Raw genomic sequence first — 16958 nt, forward strand, 5'->3', positions numbered from 1 at the left:
CTGTAAGTACGCATTATTTTTTAAATTTGTGTTCTTATGAAAAAAAAGCCTTCCTTTTTTGACTTTACTCAAAAGGTCAATTATAAAAACGAAATTTTAGCGGGATTAACAGTTGCGATGACCATGATTCCGGAATCATTATCGTTTGCAATTCTAGCCGGTTTTCCGCCTTTGGCAGGCTTGTATGCTGCTTTTATCGCGGGCTTGGTTACCGCGGTTTTTGGAGGGAGACCCGGAATGATTTCGGGTGGGGCAGGAGCGACCGTTATTGTTTTAATCGCTTTAATGAAATCGCACGGCATCGAATATGTTTTTGCAGCCGTCGCACTTGGGGGTATTGTTCAGATCTGTGTTGGACTTTTTAAACTAGGAAAATTTATCAGACTGGTACCACAGCCAGTGATGTATGGTTTTGTAAACGGGCTTGCAGTAGTGATCTTTATGTCACAGCTGGAACAGTTTAAAACCGTTGTGAATGGCCAGACAACATGGCTGCAAGGTTCTCCGTTGTATATTATGTTGGGTTTAGTTGTACTTACGATTGGAGTTGTAGTGCTTTTTCCAAAGATAACAAAAACAGTCCCGGCTTCTTTGGTCGCAATTATGGTCGTATTTGCAATCGTACTGATCTTTAATATTGAAACCAAAACGGTTCAGGATATCGCTTCTGTACAGGGAGGATTTCCACCTTTTCATATTCCGAATATTCCAATTTCTTTTGACACCTTAAAAATCATATTTCCGTACGCGGTAATCGTTGCCGCTGTTGGTTTAACAGAAGGTTTGCTGACTTTGAACCTCGTTGATGAAATAACAGGTACAAGAGGCAATAGTAACAGGGAGTGTATTGCTCAGGGAAGTTCCAATATATTGAATGGGTTCTTTTTTGGGATGGGCGGCTGTCCAATGATCGCACAGACACTGGTTAATCTTTCTGCCGGTTCGAGAGCGCGACTTTCGGGAATAATCGCTTCGTTGACTATTTTAGTAATCATTCTTTTTGGAGCGCCGGTCATTGGAAAATTACCAATGGCAGCTTTAGTAGGAGTGATGATGATGGTGGCAGTTACCACTTTTGAATGGACTAGTTTCAGAGTCATTAATAAAATGCCGGCACACGACATCTTTGTTGGGATTTTAGTGGCAGTAGTTACTATTTTATTGCACAATCTGGCTTTGGCGGTTTTGATTGGAGTGATTGTTTCAGCCCTTGTTTTTGCCTGGGAAAGTGCCAAAAGAATTCGTGCCAGACATTATATTGATGAGGCAGGAATAAAACATTATGAAATTTACGGACCCTTATTTTTTGGTTCGATTGCTGCTTTTGTAGAGAAGTTTGATGTGGTAAATGATCCTGACCACGTGATCATTGATTTTAAAGAAAGCCGAATTGCAGATATGTCCGCTATTGAAGCATTGAATAATTTGACAAAAAAATACAGTCAGTTAAATAAAGTGATCGAATTGCAACATTTAAGTGAAGATTGTATTGTTTTACTTAAGAATGCTGAAGCTGTTATTGCCGTAAATGTAATTGAAGATCCAACGTACAAAGTAGTCTCTTAATTAGATTAGATAATGTGTCAATTAGATAATTAGAAAATTCTATGCGTAACGTACAGCAATTATCTAATTATCTAATTGACACATTCCCGAATTATTTGAGCATATTGCTAACCTCGCTAAACTTTCCGTCGACTTCATCGATTTGTAAGCCCAGTAGGTGTGCAATTAAAGGATATACCGAAACATTCTGGAAGGATCTTACTGTTTTGTTTACTTTAAAGGCGGGGCCTTTTGCGTAAAAAATGGCCTGCATGTCTTTCTCTTTATTGTCATATCCGTGTGTGCCTCCGTTTACCTTCTGAGAGGATTCTTTTACCAGACTATACCCTTTTTTGGCTTCAATTACAAAATCATGAACTCTTGGGTTAGTACCGTAGTGCAGTCTTTTCGGGACCTCATTTGATCTCCAGAATTTAATATGAGGTACTTTTTTTAAAGCTTTTGCGATAGAATCCTGAAAGCCCGGTTTTGCCTGTAGGCTCATAATTGGGTTGATTACGGCTTTGTAATCCAGCCATTCGGGTTTTAGATACTCGAGAACAGCTACTTTTTTATCGTTGCTAATATTGGCCATTCCGTGATCTGAGACGATAATTAAATTGATCTGTTTTCCAATAGACAATTGATCCAGTTTAGAAGATAAGAGTCCCATAAGAGTATCCATCTTTCTGATTGCTTTTTCGTTTTCAGGAGAAAGCGGACCAAATTGATGTCCTGAACGATCAGGTTCATCAAAATAAAGGCTGATAAAATGCGGACGTTCTTTTTCCGGAAGCTGTAGCCATTGAAGTACAGTGTCGATTCGGGTTTCGTAAGGGATTTTGTCATCGTACTTTTTATAGATACCCGGTCTTTTCTGATCGGTATCTGAACCCGGCCAGAAAAAAGAAGCTGCCTTTATACCCTGTTGTTCGGCAACATTCCAAATGGGATTTCCACCATAAAAACGGGAATCATTTTTGGCATTTGTCGATAGTGAAAAAGATTCGTTTAGCGCTGCATCATAAAAAACATTGTTAATAATTCCGTGATGATCAGGATAAAGTCCGGTCACTATTGCATAATGATTAGGGAAGGTTTTACTTGGATAAGAAGGTCGCATTGATTTGGCGTGAACACCTTGTTTGGCTATCTTTTCAAGATTTTGAAGTTTAAAATGTCTGGCATAATCCCAACGAAATCCATCCATAGAAACTAAAACTACATAAGTATCTTTATTGGTTTGCGCATTTAAAATAAAAGAAAGCGAGAAGAAAAGTACAGATAGGAGAGCGGTAAAATGCTTTTTCATTGTTGTAATTATTGAGTTGCAAAGTTATCAATAACCACTTTCATCCGCAAAAACAGAATGTTAAACAATCATAAAGTAAAAATTGTTTGCCACAGATTAAAAAGATTCTCACAGATTGTAATCTTTTTAATCCTTTAATCTGTGGCTAAAAAAAATGGGCAAAAAAAACGCCAGATAGAAATCTGGCGTTTTGAATTTGGAAGAAAAGAACGATTACATCATTCCTGGCATACCGCCACCCATTGGCATTCCGCCAGCGCTTTCTTCTTTAATATCGATTAATGCACACTCAGTAGTTAAGATCATTCCCGAAACTGAAGCAGCATTTTCAAGAGCCACACGAGTTACTTTTTTAGGATCGATAATACCAGCTTTAAGCATGTCTACATATTCGTCAGTTTTTGCATTGTAACCAAAGTCACCTGAACCTTCACCTACTTTTGCTACAACTACAGAACCTTCAAGACCTGCATTTTCAACAATAGTTCTTAATGGAGCTTCAACAGCGCGAGATACAATTTGAATTCCGGTTGCCTCGTCAGCGTTATCCGCTTTAAGGTCAGCCAAAGCAGCTTTCGCTCTTAGCAAAGCAACACCACCACCGGCAACAATTCCTTCTTCAACAGCAGCACGTGTTGCGTGTAACGCATCATCAACTCTGTCTTTTTTCTCTTTCATTTCAACTTCAGATGCAGCACCAACATAAAGAACAGCAACACCGCCAGCTAATTTAGCCAAACGTTCCTGTAATTTTTCTTTATCATAATCAGAAGTTGTAGTTTCCATCTGACCTTTAATTTGGTTCACTCTGTTTTTGATGATATCTGCTTCACCAGCACCACTTACAATTGTAGTGTTGTCTTTATCGATAGAAACTCTTTTTGCTGTTCCTAACATTTCGATAGTAGTGTTTTCAAGAGTATAACCTCTTTCTTCAGAAATTACAGTTCCACCAGTCAAAATAGCGATGTCTTCTAACATTGCTTTTCTTCTGTCACCAAAACCAGGTGCTTTTACAGCAGCAATTTTTAAAGCTCCACGTAATTTATTCACTACAAGAGTTGATAAAGCTTCTCCGTCAACATCTTCAGCAATGATTAATAATGGTTTTCCTGATTGAGCAACTGGCTCTAAAACAGGTAGTAATTCTTTTAAAGAAGATACTTTTTTGTCGTATAATAAGATGTATGGAGCGTCTAATTCAACTTCCATTTTCTCAGGATTTGTTACGAAGTAAGGAGAAAGATATCCTCTGTCAAACTGCATACCTTCAACAACATCTACAAACGTATCTGTTCCTTTAGCTTCTTCAACAGTAATAACACCTTCTTTACCTACTTTTGCAAATGCAGTAGCGATTAGTTCTCCAATCACTTCGTCATTGTTTGCAGAGATAGAAGCAATTTGTTTGATTTTATCAGAATCACTTCCTACTACTTTTGCTTGTTTTGCAAGATCAGCAACGATTGCTTCAACAGCTTTGTCGATACCACGTTTCAAGTCCATTGGATTTGCTCCTGCAGCAACGTTTTTTAAACCTTCTTTTACGATTGCCTGAGCTAAAACTGTAGCAGTTGTAGTTCCGTCACCCGCTAAATCATTGGTTTTAGAAGCTACTTCTTTCACCATTTGTGCGCCCATGTTTTCTAATGGGTCTTTTAATTCGATTTCTTTTGCAACCGAAACTCCATCTTTAGTAACTGTTGGTCCACCAAATGATTTTCCGATAATTACGTTACGACCTTTTGGTCCAAGAGTTACTTTTACAGCATTTGCTAATGCATCAACACCACGTTTCAATCCGTCACGTGCTTCAATATCAAATTTTATATCTTTTGCCATTTTTTTAATTTTGTTTAAAGTTTGGTTTGTTTCAAGTTAATGAAGTTCTTAATTCTTAATACTTCGTACTTAAGACAATATTTTTTTAGATTATCGCCAAGATATCATCCTCACGCATAATCAAATAATCAGTTCCTTCCAGTTTTAATTCTGTTCCTGCATATTTACCATAAAGAACAGTGTCGCCCACTTTTACAGTCATTGTGTGATCTTTTGATCCGTTTCCTACTGCAACTACAGTCCCTTTTTGTGGTTTCTCTTTGGCAGTATCCGGAATAAAGATTCCTGAAGCAGTTTTAGTTTCAGCTGCAACAGGCTCAATAAGTACGCGGTCTGAAAGCGGTTTTATGTTTAAAGCCATGATTTTATAATGTTATTAGGTTATACGTTTTTTAATGTTCTAGAAACTTTCAGAAACTGTGCCATGCTCTTAAAACTGACATTATTTCTTAAAAAAAATGCCAGCTTTGACAGGCTGGCATTTTATATTGATATCGAAAATTATTATTTTGCTGCAGGTGTTGCCGGAGCAGGTGTTTGTTGAGCCGGAGCAGCTGGTGTAGTAGCAGGCGCCTCAGTTTTTTCAATGATTTTAGACTCACCGTCACTTAATGATCCTGTGAAGCTTAAGCTGGAAAGCAAAATTAAAGCAATCAAAATAGTAGCTAATGTCCAAGTACTTTTGTCTAAAAAGTCAGTTGTTTTTTGTACTCCACCTAACATTTGAGTTCCGCTGATAGTAGAAGACAATCCGCCTCCTTTAGGGTTTTGTACCATGATTACTACGATCAATAGAAAGCAAACTATTGTGATTAAAACTAAAAAAATTGAAAATGTGCTCATTGTTTAAATATTATTGTTATTTTGTTGTAAAATCTTTATATCCGAAATACGGTCTGCAAAGAAACTAATTTTTTCTGGATATTTCAAAATTAATATTTCATATGCTTGTATTGCTTTGGTGTATTTTTTTTGTTCCAAATATACTCTGGCTAAAGTCTCAGTCATTAAGTAGGAATTATCCTCTTTATTAGGGTCGGATACTACTGTTTGCGTTATTGCAGTCTGTTTGATTGGAGAGATTTTCGGATTGGTTTCGATGAATTTATCGATTAATTCCGCTTTTTTCTTTTTCTCATCATCAATTGTTTCAGATTCAGCTGCTTTTTCAGACTGTTTTATTTCGGCTGAATTTTCTTCAGTTCTGTCAATTGGTTCTGTTCGGGACAATTGCAGCCATTCCTGAAAAGAATGTTTTTCGTTTACCGAAAAATCTAAGGGCTGTCCTATTTCCAGATTTTCTTCCGCCGTTTTTACACTTTCCGAAACCTCAATTTCTTTTGGTTCTTCAACTGCTTTAGGCTGTTCAGGAACAACCGTTGTTGCTTCTTTTATAGAATTTAAGATCGATTGCTCGATTGGGTTCACTTTTATTTCCGTTACTTCCGCAATCTCTTCCTCTACTATTTCATCGAAAAAAGTTGGTGTTGGTTCTTTAACCGGAGGTAATGCAGCTTCTTCCGGAGCTAAATTTACTTCTGGCTGCTCCGTTTTGGCAGGTTCTTCCACAGTTATTGGAGCAGTTTCCTGAGGAGTGACAGAAACAGCTTGTTCGATAACAACTTCAGCTGGTTCTTCTTCTGCTTTTACAGGGGCTTCAAAAGTTACCGCTGCCACTTCTTTTACAGTATCAATAATAGATTGCTCAATAAATGGTTTAACAGGTTCTTCTGCTATTTTTACAGGTTCTTCAAAAGTTACTGCTGCCACTTCTTTTACCGCATCAATAATAGATTGCTCAATAAATGGCTTAACAGGTTCTTCGACTGTTTTTACAGGTTTTTCAAAAGTTACCGTTGTGGCTTCTTTTATAGAATCCAGTATAGACTGCTCGATTGGATCAACTCTGACCTCAGTTGCTTTTTTTACTTCTTCAAAGGAAACAATTTCACTGTCAAAAACTTTAATTTCGAGTAGATCTCTTAGTTTTCGGTCGTAATAGTCGCTCTGAATCGAAGTGAAAGTTTCAGAAGTAATAAAGTCAAATAAAACGGTACGATCCGTAGTATGTGCTGCCGTAACTTTTAGGGCATAATTATACTTAAAGCTGTTTTGATCGTAAAGCCCTTTCAAGCGCAATGCCCTTGCACTTTGAAAATAGGGAAATTCATTCAAAACACTTCCTAATGCCTCTGCCTGTTTCTCTGTAATAGTATCAGGTTTGTTCATTAAGTAGGTATAATCCGTTACATTCATTTATTCTTTGTGTTTAATCGGTTAACTGTTTAATCGTTTTATTGGTTTTGCTGTTTAATCGATTAAACGGTAAAACGTTTTACGATTCAACAAATAAGCAAACTACCATTTTGCTAATGACTCATTGAAAATATCTTGTGTGATTCTTTCAAAAATAACCTGAATTGCTGTATTCAGAGTAGCTCCGGTAGGCAGTCCCTGTCCTTCGAAATCATAGTAGAATTCAAATGTTTTTTCGAAATCATCTTTTTCTTTCTTTTTGTTCGTAAACCTAACATTTACACGAACAGTCAAACGGTTTTGAGAAGCTCCCTGATTGGCAGTTGCCGTCATTGGAGTGGTTCTGTAATCTACAATTTCTCCTTCGTAAACTAAATCACCGCTATTGCTGACTAAGTTTAAATTGGTTTGATTTTGAATCAAATCCTGTAACGTCAAAGTAAAAGTTCGGTCAATTCCCGGTTCAATTAAATCAGCATTATTCTGAAAAAAGTTAACCTGAAAAGTTTTGGCATCGATGTTTCCTGTTCCGGTAAAGTTGTAAACCGAACAACCGCTTAACAGGAACAAGCTCATTAAGGCTAGTAAAGAATATATTTTTTTCATAATATCAATTAGGGTAAAATCCAATGTTTTAAATTCCAAATCTCAAATTCCAAATTCCAATTTTTGGGAAGCTCTATTTTTTTTCAAATATAACAATTTGAATTCGGCGCTAGCGAACTGGCGGAGCAATTTGGGATTTATTTATTTAGATTTAATGTTCAAACTTGGAATTTGGAATTTAAAATTTGGAATTTCTTTCTTTTTTTATAAATCGAATTGTTTAATTTTTCTGTACAAAGTTCGTTCCGAAATTCCCAGTTCATCTGCTGCTGCTTTTCGTTTTCCTTTGTTTTTTTCTAATGACTTTTTGATCATTTCGATTTCTTTCTGTTCCAAACGCAAAACCTCTTCTTCTTCGATGGTTTCTGCAAACAAATAATTGTCATCCTGCATCTGATAATTCTCTTCGCGGGCAGTAGGCGTCATTACAGCGGTTCTTGGTTCTTCTTCAAAATCAATTTCGCTTTCGTTTTCCTGAGAACCGTATATTTTCTGAATTAAATTCGGATTGATATCCTGCACTTTTGTGCCGTTTTTCATTAATTCTAAGGTGAGTTTCTTCAAATCGTTCAGGTCGCTTTTCATATCAAAAAGCACCTTGTACAAGATGTCTCTTTCGGTACTGAAATCACTTTCTTTTTTATTGTCGTTAATAACAGAAGGCAAGTTGCTCCCTTCGGTTGGTAAATACGACTGTAAAGTAGCTAATGAAATATCGCGATTGGTTTCCAGAACTGAAATCTGTTCGGCCACGTTTCGCAATTGACGAATGTTTCCGTTCCATCTGAATTTTTGAAGAAGCTGTACCGCATCATCGTCTAATTTTAATGGAGGCATTTTATATTTGTGCGCAAAGTCGGCAACAAATTTTCGAAACAATAAATGGATGTCGTCGTTTCTTTCGCGCAATGGAGGTAGTGTAATTTCGACAGTCGTTAAACGATAATACAAATCTTCACGGAACTTTCCTTTTTCGATTGCATTAAACAGGTTGACGTTTGTAGCGGCTACAATTCGCACATTGGTTTTCTGAACCTGCGAAGAACCTACTTTGATAAATTCACCATTTTCAAGCACACGAAGCAAACGAACCTGAGTGGTTAGAGGTAATTCTCCAACTTCATCAAGGAAAATCGTTCCGCCATCGGCTACTTCAAAATAACCTTCACGCGTACTTGTAGCACCTGTAAAAGCTCCTTTTTCGTGACCAAAAAGCTCACTGTCGATAGTTCCTTCCGGAATAGCTCCACAGTTTACAGCAATATATTTTCCATGTTTTCGGTGTGAAAGCGAATGGATGATTCTTGGAATATTTTCTTTACCTACACCACTTTCCCCGGTTACCATTACCGAAATATCAGTAGGCGCAACCTGAATGGCTTTTTCAATAGCGCGATTTAGTTTAGGATCGTTTCCGATAATCTCAAATCGCTGTTTTATTGCTTGAACTGTTTCCATGTATGTTTTTGTTTCAAGTTTTGTTTGTTTCAGGTTTCAAGTTTCAAGTTACGCAAAGAACCTGAAACTTGAAACCTGAAACCTGAAATAACTTTTTTAATTCATTTCAGAATATCCAACAGCTTTTCCTTTTAATGTTCCTGATGTACAGCTTTCGATTTTGACATTTACAAAGTCTCCAATCTTGTAATTTTCTTTTGGGAAAACGACTGTAATACTTTGTGAATTTCTTCCTGAGAATTCTTCAGTTGATTTTTTAGAGACTTTCTCGACTAAAACTTCAACTGTTTGTCCTACGAATTCCTCACTGCGGAACCAGGCATGTTTTTGTTGTAAATCGACAATTTCCTGTAATCTTCTGGCTTTGGTTTCTTCTGCAACATCATCCTCCATTTTTCTTCCGGCCAAAGTTCCCGGACGCTCAGAGTAGGAGTACATATAACCGAAATTATACTTCACATATTCCATTAAACTCATAGTATCCTGGTGATCTTCTTCGGTTTCTGTAGGGAAACCGGCGATCATATCCTGCGAAATCGATGCGTTCGGAATGATAGCTCTGATTTTATCAATCAAAGTCATGTATTCTTCACGAGTGTGCAAACGATTCATTTCTTTTAAAATTCTGTTACTTCCCGACTGAACCGGTAAGTGAATGTGTTTGCAGATATTAGGGTGTTTTGCAATAACGTGCAATACACTTTCGTGCATGTCTTGTGGATTAGAGGTCGAAAATCGGATACGCATTTTTGGGAAACCAACGGCTACCATCTCCAGTAACTGATCGAAATCAACTGCTGTTGCTTTTTGCATTTCGGAGGCATTTACGAAGTCCTTCTTTAATCCGCCGCCGTACCAAAGGTAACTGTCGACATTTTGACCTAAGAGCGTAATTTCTTTAAAACCTTTGTCCCATAAATCCTGAATTTCATTCATGATACTCTGAGGTTCACGGCTGCGCTCACGTCCGCGTGTAAAAGGCACAACGCAAAACGTACACATATTATCACAGCCACGGGTAATCGAAACCAAAGCAGTAATACCATTACTCATCAAACGAACGGGTGAAATGTCTCCGTAAGTTTCTTCTTTTGATAAAATGACATTGATGGCGTCGCGTCCTTCTTCAACTTCTGCTAATAAATTCGGCAGATCCTTGTAAGCATCAGGTCCAACAACAAGATCGACTATCTTTTCTTCTTCTAAAAACTGACTTTTTAAACGTTCGGCCATACAGCCCAAAACGCCTACTTTCATTTTCGGATTGATGCGCTTTACCGCATTGTATTTTTCCAGACGTTTGCGAATAGTTTGTTCTGCCTTATCCCGAATCGAACAGGTATTTACCAGAACTAAATCGGCGTCTTCAAGAGTTTGTGTAGTATTAAAACCGTTTTCAGATAAAATGGAAGCTACAATTTCACTGTCCGAAAAATTCATCGCACAACCGTAACTTTCAATAAAAAGTTTTTTAGTATTCTCAGGTTTATTTTCCAAAACGAGGCTTTCACCTTGTTTGCTTTCCTCAATAATCTTTTCCATTGTATAATTTCAAAGTGCAAAGATAAGGGAAATGCCGTGAATCTGACAAGATGGCAGAGAAAAGATTTTAGATTTATGATTTTGTAATCTGTGAGCTGTGATCTGTGAGATGTGATCAACAATTAACAATTAACAATCAACAATCAACAATCAGCATCTGCAATCCAAAAAGTTATACCTATATATGTATAAAGTGAGATTACAGATAAATCTGCAATTTTAGGAAACATAATACTAAAATAACTCAAAAATGAGTTCGCGGAGTAGATATTTAAAAAAAATAGATACTTTTGTTGCAGAAAAATAGAGCAATGGCAAAGAATTTAGTAATAGTGGAGTCACCTGCAAAGGCGAAAACGATAGAGAAATTTTTGGGAAGTGATTTTCAGGTAGAGTCAAGTTATGGGCACATAGCCGACTTACCATCAAAGGAAATAGGAGTGGATGTTGAGAATGGTTTTAAGCCTAAATATGAAGTTTCTCCGGATAAAAAAGCCCTGGTAAGTAAGCTGAAAACACTATCTAAGAATGCCGAAATGGTTTGGTTAGCGAGCGATGAGGACCGCGAGGGGGAGGCTATTTCATGGCACCTGGCGGAAGAATTGAAACTGGATACCAAAAAAACCAAAAGAATCGTTTTTCACGAAATTACAAAGACTGCAATTCTTAAAGCAATCGACAATCCAAGAGAAATTGATTACAATCTGGTAAACGCACAACAGGCACGTCGTGTTTTGGATCGTTTGGTAGGTTACGAATTGTCTCCGGTATTATGGAGAAAAATTAAAGGAGGTTTGTCTGCAGGACGTGTGCAATCGGTTTCTGTGCGTTTGATTGTAGAGCGTGAACGTGAAATTCAAAATTTTAATGCAGTTGCAACTTATTCTATCGTTGCAGAATTTGTAAACGAGGCAGGTAAAGCTTTTAAAGCAAAATTGCCAAAGAACTTCAATACTAAAAAAGAAGCCGAAGATTTTTTAAATAAAAACATCGGATCTCAATATCAGGTAGCCGATTTAGAAACTAAACCTACCAAAAAATCACCAACAGCGCCTTTTACAACTTCAACGCTTCAACAGGAAGCAGCAAGAAAATTGTATTTGCCAGTTGGAATCACCATGCAGTTAGCACAGCGTTTGTACGAGGCCGGATTGATTACTTATATGAGAACGGATAGTGTGAACCTTTCAGCTGAGGCGATGAGTGCGGCTGAGGCTGAAATCATAAAATCATACGGAAAAGAATTTTCTAAGCCGAGAACTTTTGCCAACAAGAACAAAGGAGCGCAGGAAGCACACGAGGCTATTCGTCCTACTGATATGTCGCGCCATACCGTGAACATTGATCGTGATCAGGCGCGTTTGTATGATTTGATCTGGAAAAGAACCCTGGCTTCACAAATGAGTGATGCACAATTGGAAAGAACAAACGTAAAAATCGAAGCGAATAATCACGATGAGATTTTTACAGCTTCAGGAGAAGTTTTACTTTTTGAAGGATTCTTAAAAGTGTATCTGGAAGGACATGATGATGATGAGGAAGAACAAGAAGGGATGTTGCCAGCCTTAAAAGTAAACGAAAAATTAGCCAACAACTATATTACAGCAACCGAAAGGTATTCAAGGCCTCCGGCACGTTATACGGAAGCTTCACTGGTAAAAAAATTAGAGGAATTAGGAATTGGACGTCCGTCTACCTATGCACCAACGATTTCTACCATCATCAACAGAAATTATGTTGAAAAAGGAACTCTGGAAGGACAGGAGCGTAATTATACTCAGCTGACATTGCAAAATAGTAAAGTTGGAGAAAAACTGTTAAAAGAAAACACAGGTTCAGATAAAGGTAAATTAGTGCCTACAGATATCGGAACCATTGTTACTGATTTCCTGGTGAAAAACTTCGGAAACATTCTGGATTACAATTTTACAGCAAAAGTAGAACAGGATTTTGATGAAATTGCTGAAGGAAATATCGACTGGGCAACCATGATGCAGGAATTCTACAATAAATTCCATCCTAATGTAAAAGAAGTTGAGGCGAATGCTGAACGTGAAAGCGGGGAGAGAATTTTAGGAAAAGATGCTGACGGAAGACAGGTTTCGGTTCGTTTAGGAAAATTTGGACCAATGGCTCAGATTGGAGAAGCGGATGATGAAGATAAAAAGTTTGCCAGTTTAATGTCAGATCAGAATATTGGAAGTATTACACTGGAAGATGCTTTGAATTTGTTTTTACTTCCTAAAAGTTTAGGAGAATATAAAGGAGAAGAGGTTGAAGTAAATAACGGTCGTTATGGTCCTTATGTACGTCATGGCAGTGTTTTTATTTCATTACCAAGAGGAGAAGATCCTTTAAGTCTTTCTAAGGAAAGAGCTCAGGAACTGATTGACGAAAAAGCACTTGCTGATGCACCAATTGCGGTGTATAAAGGAGAGTCGGTTCAAAAAGGAGTGGGGCGTTTTGGTCCGTTTATCAAATGGAACGGTCTTTTTGTGAACGTGAGCAAGAAATATAATTTTGATAATTTATCTCAGGCAGATGTTGAAGAATTGATTGAAGATAAATTGCAAAAGAATATCGATAAAGTACTTCACAATTGGGAAGAAGAAGGGATTTTGGTTGAAAAAGCCCGTTGGGGTCGCTCTGTGATTACCAAAGGGAAAATCAAGATTGAACTTAGTAAAGATGTTGATGCTACAAAATTAACCTTAGCTGAAGTTCAGGAAATGATTGCCAAAAAAACACCGGCTAAAAAGACTCCGGCTAAGAAAACCGCAACTGCAAAGAAAACAACAACCGCAAAGAAAGCTCCGGCTAAAAAACCAGCTGCAAAAAAGAAATAAAAAATGGAATTTGATTTTCTAGAACCAGTTAACGAAGGAATTTTAAAATTTATTAATTCGTTGTCTTCACAGGAGCTGGGTAGTAAGATAGTTTTACATACTCAGGATCAGTTTCCGGATATTAGCAAAATAACCATTGCCGTTATTGGAGTTCTGGAAGATCGTCGTAATAACGATGCTGTGAATGTGGTCAATCTAAATGCGGTTCGTAAAAGACTTTACAGCATGTTTCCGGGTAACTGGGATGCTTCGATTGCAGATTTAGGAGATATTTTGGCGGGTGATTCTGTAACGGATACTTATTTTGCTTTAAAGAAGGTGACTTCTGCCTTGATTAAAAATAAAGTGATTCCTATAGTTATTGGAGGTTCACAGGATTTGACCTATGCTTTGTATCGTGCCTATGACGATTTGGAGCAAATGGTAAATATGGTTGCGGTAGATAATAAGTTTGATTTTGGTAAAGAGAATGAAACGGTTTCGGCTAATTCTTATTTGACTCAAATTATTATCGATGAGCCTAATAATCTTTTTAACTACTGTAATATAGGGTATCAAACTTATTATAATTCACAGGAAGAAATCGATCTGATCGAAAAGCTCTTCTTTGATGCGTATCGTTTGGGTGAAATTTCAAATAATATTGCTTTAGCGGAGCCTGTTTTCAGGGATGCCGATTTAGTTAGTATTGATTTGAATTCGGTAAAATCATCGGCTTCAGGAAACATGATTTCATTTGAGCCAAACGGTTTCAATGGAAAAGAAATATGTTCGTTAGCCCGATATGCGGGAATTAGTGATAAAGTTTCCTGTTTCGGAATTTTCAACCATAATAGTACAAGCCCGGAGGCGGCTATTATTGCACAAATCGTGTGGTATTTTATCGAAGGATATCACTATCGTTCTAGAGAATATCCATTTGGTAGTAGAGCAACGTACTTAAAATATATTGTTCCTCTGGAAGACGAAGAATTGATTTTTTATAAAAGCGATAAGACCGATCGTTGGTGGATCGAAATCCCGTTCGAATCGAACGGTCACAATAAATTAAAACGAAATACGTTATTACCGTGTTCATACGATGAGTATTTATCTGCTTGTAATCAGGAATTGCCTGAAAGATGGTGGAAAGCGCAACGAAAAAATGCTTTATAAAATGAAATTTCAACAGAAATCTTAATTTTTTAGCATATTAAAAATACCGTTAAGTAGTATTAGTAGGAAAATAAATATTAAGTTTTATAAATTGCGTTTTACGTCGATTTTTTGCGCTAGTTTATCGATGAAATATTTTTTTTTTATTTTATTTAACATTATTTTTGACCAATAAAATAAATTTCGCAACTAGTATTGTTTTTTAGATAAATAATAAATACGTTTACGGACTTATAATAATGAATAGATAATCCCAAATTTATATGAAGAAGTTTATTGCATTTGCAACAATGTTAACACTAGTAATCGGCTGTGGTAAGTCAGGTGACAAAGGTGAGTTAGTTGGTGTTACAGGAGGTAAATGGCATCCTGAGAAGCCTTATGGAATGACATTAGTTCCTGGTGGATCTTTTATTATGGGTAAATCAGATGCTGATTTAGCTAATGTGGAGGATGCTCCTACCAGAACGGTAACGGTTCGTGCATTTTATATGGATGAAACGGAGATCACCAATAGTGAGTACCGTCAATTTGTAGACTGGGTAAAAGATTCTACAATGAGAGTTCGTTTAGCAATTTTGGCCGATATGACAGGACAAAAACCTGCTGGAGACTCTAAAGGTAAAAAAGGCGGCAGTATTGCTGATTATGCATTTAATGATTCAGATCCGGAGAAAATGACGGCATATGATAAATATATGTATGATAACTACTACAGCGTAGGAACAAAAGATGATCCGTATGCAGGTAGAAAATTAAACAAAAAAGTGAAGTTAATTAAGGATACAAAAGCGTATCCGGATGAGTACTATACTGAGGTAATGGATTCTATGTATTTGCCAATTGAAGAGTCATACAATGGCTTAAGAACAATTGATGTAAACAAATTGAAATTCCGTTATTCATGGATGGACATTCAGGCTGCAGCGAAAGCTAAAGTTGGTAAAAGAAAAGACTTCGTTAAAACAGAGCAAGTTAGCGTATATCCTGACACAACCGTTTGGATTAAAGATTTCGCTTACTCTTATAATGAGCCAATGCACAATGATTATTTCTGGCATAAAGCTTACGGAGATTATCCTGTAGTGGGTGTAACCTGGAAACAGGCAAAAGCATTCTGCGCATGGAGAACTTTGAACAAAAACAGTTACATTAAATCTAAGAAAAAAGGACGTGACTTAGTAAACTCTTTCAGATTGCCAACAGAGGCAGAGTGGGAGTATGCTGCAAGAGGAGGTCTGGAATCAGCTACTTACCCTTGGGGAGGTCCTTATACAAAAAGCGACAGAGGTTGTTTCTTAGCAAACTTCAAACCAAGCAGAGGAGATTATGCTGCTGATGAGGCGTTGTACACCGTTGAAGCTAAATCTTACGAAGTGAATGGTTATGGTTTATACAACATGGCAGGAAACGTTTCTGAGTGGACCGATTCAGCTTACAATCCAAATGCATACGAATATGTTTCTACAATGAATCCAAACGTAATTGACGGAAACAACCAAAGAAAAGTGGTTCGTGGAGGTTCTTGGAAAGACGTTGCTTATTTCCTACAGGTAAGCACACGTGATCACGAATATGCTGATTCTGCAAGAAGTTATATTGGTTTCAGAACTGTACAAGATTACATGGGAACTCAGGCGACTGGAAGCGGAAAAAAAAGAAAGTAAATAATTAAAATCAAATTCATAACCAAATCAAATCTATTTTAAATTAAAACCTAAAAAAAAGTATTATGGCATTATTAAGTAAAAAAGCAATGAATTTCGCTTATGGTATGGGAGCGGCAGTAGTAATTATTGGAGCTTTATTCAAAATTACTCACTTTGAAATTGGACCATTAACAGGAACTGTGATGTTATCAGTTGGATTGGTAACTGAGGCGGTAATCTTTGCTCTTTCTGCTTTCGAACCAGTTGAAGACGAATTAGACTGGACTCTTGTTTACCCTGAATTAGCAAACGGTCAGGCTAGAAAAAAAGCTGACAAAGTTGAGACTACAACTGACGCCCAAGGATTGTTGTCTCAAAAATTAGATGCAATGTTGAAAGAAGCTAAAATTGACGGTGAGTTAATGTCAAGCTTAGGAAACAGCATCAAAAACTTCGAAGGAGCTGCAAAAGCAATTTCTCCAACAGTAGATTCTATTGCAGGACAAAAGAAATATGCTGAAGAAATGTCTATGGCTGCTGCACAAATGGAATCATTAAACAGCTTATACAAAGTACAATTAGAAAGTGCTTCAAGAAATGCACAAGCAAACAGCGAAATTGCTGAAAATGCTTCTAAATTAAAAGAACAAATGCAATCTATGACTGCAAACATTGCTTCATTAAACAGTGTTTACGGTGGTATGCTTTCTGCAATGAGTAACAAAGGATAATTAGTTTTTGACTATT

The 16958-nt window shown here is 37.1% G+C and carries 13 protein-coding genes; 5 read left to right on the forward strand and 8 right to left on the reverse strand.

Going from position 1 to position 16958, the window contains the following annotated elements; translation table 11 throughout:
* Positions 1 to 36: 36 nt before the first annotated feature.
* Positions 37 to 1566, forward strand: a complete 1530-nt coding sequence (locus ACN1CN_RS10710; protein ID WP_419135654.1) for a SulP family inorganic anion transporter — start codon at positions 37 to 39, stop codon at positions 1564 to 1566.
* A 91-nt stretch (positions 1567 to 1657) separates the two neighbouring features.
* On the opposite strand, the gene ACN1CN_RS10715 is transcribed toward ACN1CN_RS10710, so the two are convergent.
* The 8 genes from ACN1CN_RS10715 to miaB all read right to left on the reverse strand — a co-directional run bounded on the left by ACN1CN_RS10715 (position 1658) and on the right by miaB (position 10561).
* A complete protein-coding gene (locus tag ACN1CN_RS10715; protein ID WP_419135655.1) occupies positions 1658 to 2857 on the reverse strand; it encodes an ectonucleotide pyrophosphatase/phosphodiesterase in 1200 nt (399 codons plus the stop codon).
* A 213-nt stretch (positions 2858 to 3070) separates the two neighbouring features.
* Complete coding sequence (groL, locus tag ACN1CN_RS10720; protein WP_264522868.1) at positions 3071 to 4699, reverse strand: chaperonin GroEL; 1629 nt, start codon at positions 4697 to 4699, stop codon at positions 3071 to 3073.
* Positions 4700 to 4784: 85 nt separating this feature from the next.
* A complete protein-coding gene (locus ACN1CN_RS10725; protein ID WP_012023920.1) occupies positions 4785 to 5060 on the reverse strand; it encodes a co-chaperone GroES in 276 nt (91 codons plus the stop codon).
* Positions 5061 to 5203: 143 nt separating this feature from the next.
* A complete protein-coding gene (secG, locus tag ACN1CN_RS10730) occupies positions 5204 to 5542 on the reverse strand; it encodes a preprotein translocase subunit SecG (protein WP_264522869.1) in 339 nt (112 codons plus the stop codon).
* Positions 5543 to 5545: 3 nt separating this feature from the next.
* Positions 5546 to 6955 carry a hypothetical protein gene (locus ACN1CN_RS10735; RefSeq protein ID WP_419135656.1) on the reverse strand — a complete coding sequence of 470 codons (1410 nt, stop codon included), beginning with the start codon at positions 6953 to 6955 and terminating at the stop codon, positions 5546 to 5548.
* Positions 6956 to 7057: 102 nt separating this feature from the next.
* Positions 7058 to 7561: an LptE family protein gene (locus ACN1CN_RS10740; protein WP_264522871.1), complete on the reverse strand. Its 504-nt coding sequence runs from the start codon at positions 7559 to 7561 to the stop codon at positions 7058 to 7060.
* Positions 7562 to 7765: 204 nt separating this feature from the next.
* A complete protein-coding gene (locus tag ACN1CN_RS10745; protein WP_264522872.1) occupies positions 7766 to 9019 on the reverse strand; it encodes a sigma-54 interaction domain-containing protein in 1254 nt (417 codons plus the stop codon).
* A gap of 96 nt (positions 9020 to 9115) precedes the next feature.
* Positions 9116 to 10561, reverse strand: coding sequence for a tRNA (N6-isopentenyl adenosine(37)-C2)-methylthiotransferase MiaB (gene miaB / locus ACN1CN_RS10750; protein WP_419135657.1), 1446 nt, complete (start codon positions 10559 to 10561; stop codon positions 9116 to 9118).
* A 311-nt stretch (positions 10562 to 10872) separates the two neighbouring features.
* On the opposite strand from miaB, the gene topA reads away from it, so the two are divergent.
* The 4 genes from topA to gldL all read left to right on the forward strand — a co-directional run bounded on the left by topA (position 10873) and on the right by gldL (position 16942).
* Positions 10873 to 13407 (forward strand): type I DNA topoisomerase, encoded by a 2535-nt coding sequence (gene topA, locus ACN1CN_RS10755; RefSeq protein WP_264522874.1) that lies wholly within the window; start codon positions 10873 to 10875, stop codon positions 13405 to 13407.
* A 3-nt stretch (positions 13408 to 13410) separates the two neighbouring features.
* Positions 13411 to 14562, forward strand: a complete 1152-nt coding sequence (locus ACN1CN_RS10760; protein ID WP_419135658.1) for a formimidoylglutamase — start codon at positions 13411 to 13413, stop codon at positions 14560 to 14562.
* Positions 14563 to 14825: 263 nt separating this feature from the next.
* On the forward strand, positions 14826 to 16229 hold the full coding sequence (gldK, locus tag ACN1CN_RS10765; protein ID WP_264522876.1) for a gliding motility lipoprotein GldK: 1404 nt from the start codon (positions 14826 to 14828) through the stop codon (positions 16227 to 16229).
* Positions 16230 to 16294: 65 nt separating this feature from the next.
* On the forward strand, positions 16295 to 16942 hold the full coding sequence (gldL, locus tag ACN1CN_RS10770) for a gliding motility protein GldL (RefSeq protein WP_264522877.1): 648 nt from the start codon (positions 16295 to 16297) through the stop codon (positions 16940 to 16942).
* Positions 16943 to 16958 lie beyond the last annotated feature (16 nt).

The organism is Flavobacterium sp. T12S277, assembly GCF_048514875.1.
In the GTDB taxonomy this organism is placed as follows: Bacteria; Bacteroidota; Bacteroidia; order Flavobacteriales; family Flavobacteriaceae; genus Flavobacterium.

Coding starts and splice junctions, on each gene's coding strand:
- groL (WP_264522868.1), bottom strand. CDS start 4,699: ATGGCAAAAGATATAAAATTTGATATTGAAGCACGTGACGGATTGAAA.
- secG (WP_264522869.1), bottom strand. CDS start 5,542: ATGAGCACATTTTCAATTTTTTTAGTTTTAATCACAATAGTTTGCTTT.
- ACN1CN_RS10715 (WP_419135655.1), bottom strand. CDS start 2,857: ATGAAAAAGCATTTTACCGCTCTCCTATCTGTACTTTTCTTCTCGCTT.
- ACN1CN_RS10735 (WP_419135656.1), bottom strand. CDS start 6,955: ATGAATGTAACGGATTATACCTACTTAATGAACAAACCTGATACTATT.
- topA (WP_264522874.1), top strand. CDS start 10,873: ATGGCAAAGAATTTAGTAATAGTGGAGTCACCTGCAAAGGCGAAAACG.
- ACN1CN_RS10760 (WP_419135658.1), top strand. CDS start 13,411: ATGGAATTTGATTTTCTAGAACCAGTTAACGAAGGAATTTTAAAATTT.
- miaB (WP_419135657.1), bottom strand. CDS start 10,561: ATGGAAAAGATTATTGAGGAAAGCAAACAAGGTGAAAGCCTCGTTTTG.
- ACN1CN_RS10710 (WP_419135654.1), top strand. CDS start 37: ATGAAAAAAAAGCCTTCCTTTTTTGACTTTACTCAAAAGGTCAATTAT.
- gldL (WP_264522877.1), top strand. CDS start 16,295: ATGGCATTATTAAGTAAAAAAGCAATGAATTTCGCTTATGGTATGGGA.
- gldK (WP_264522876.1), top strand. CDS start 14,826: ATGAAGAAGTTTATTGCATTTGCAACAATGTTAACACTAGTAATCGGC.
- ACN1CN_RS10740 (WP_264522871.1), bottom strand. CDS start 7,561: ATGAAAAAAATATATTCTTTACTAGCCTTAATGAGCTTGTTCCTGTTA.
- ACN1CN_RS10725 (WP_012023920.1), bottom strand. CDS start 5,060: ATGGCTTTAAACATAAAACCGCTTTCAGACCGCGTACTTATTGAGCCT.
- ACN1CN_RS10745 (WP_264522872.1), bottom strand. CDS start 9,019: ATGGAAACAGTTCAAGCAATAAAACAGCGATTTGAGATTATCGGAAAC.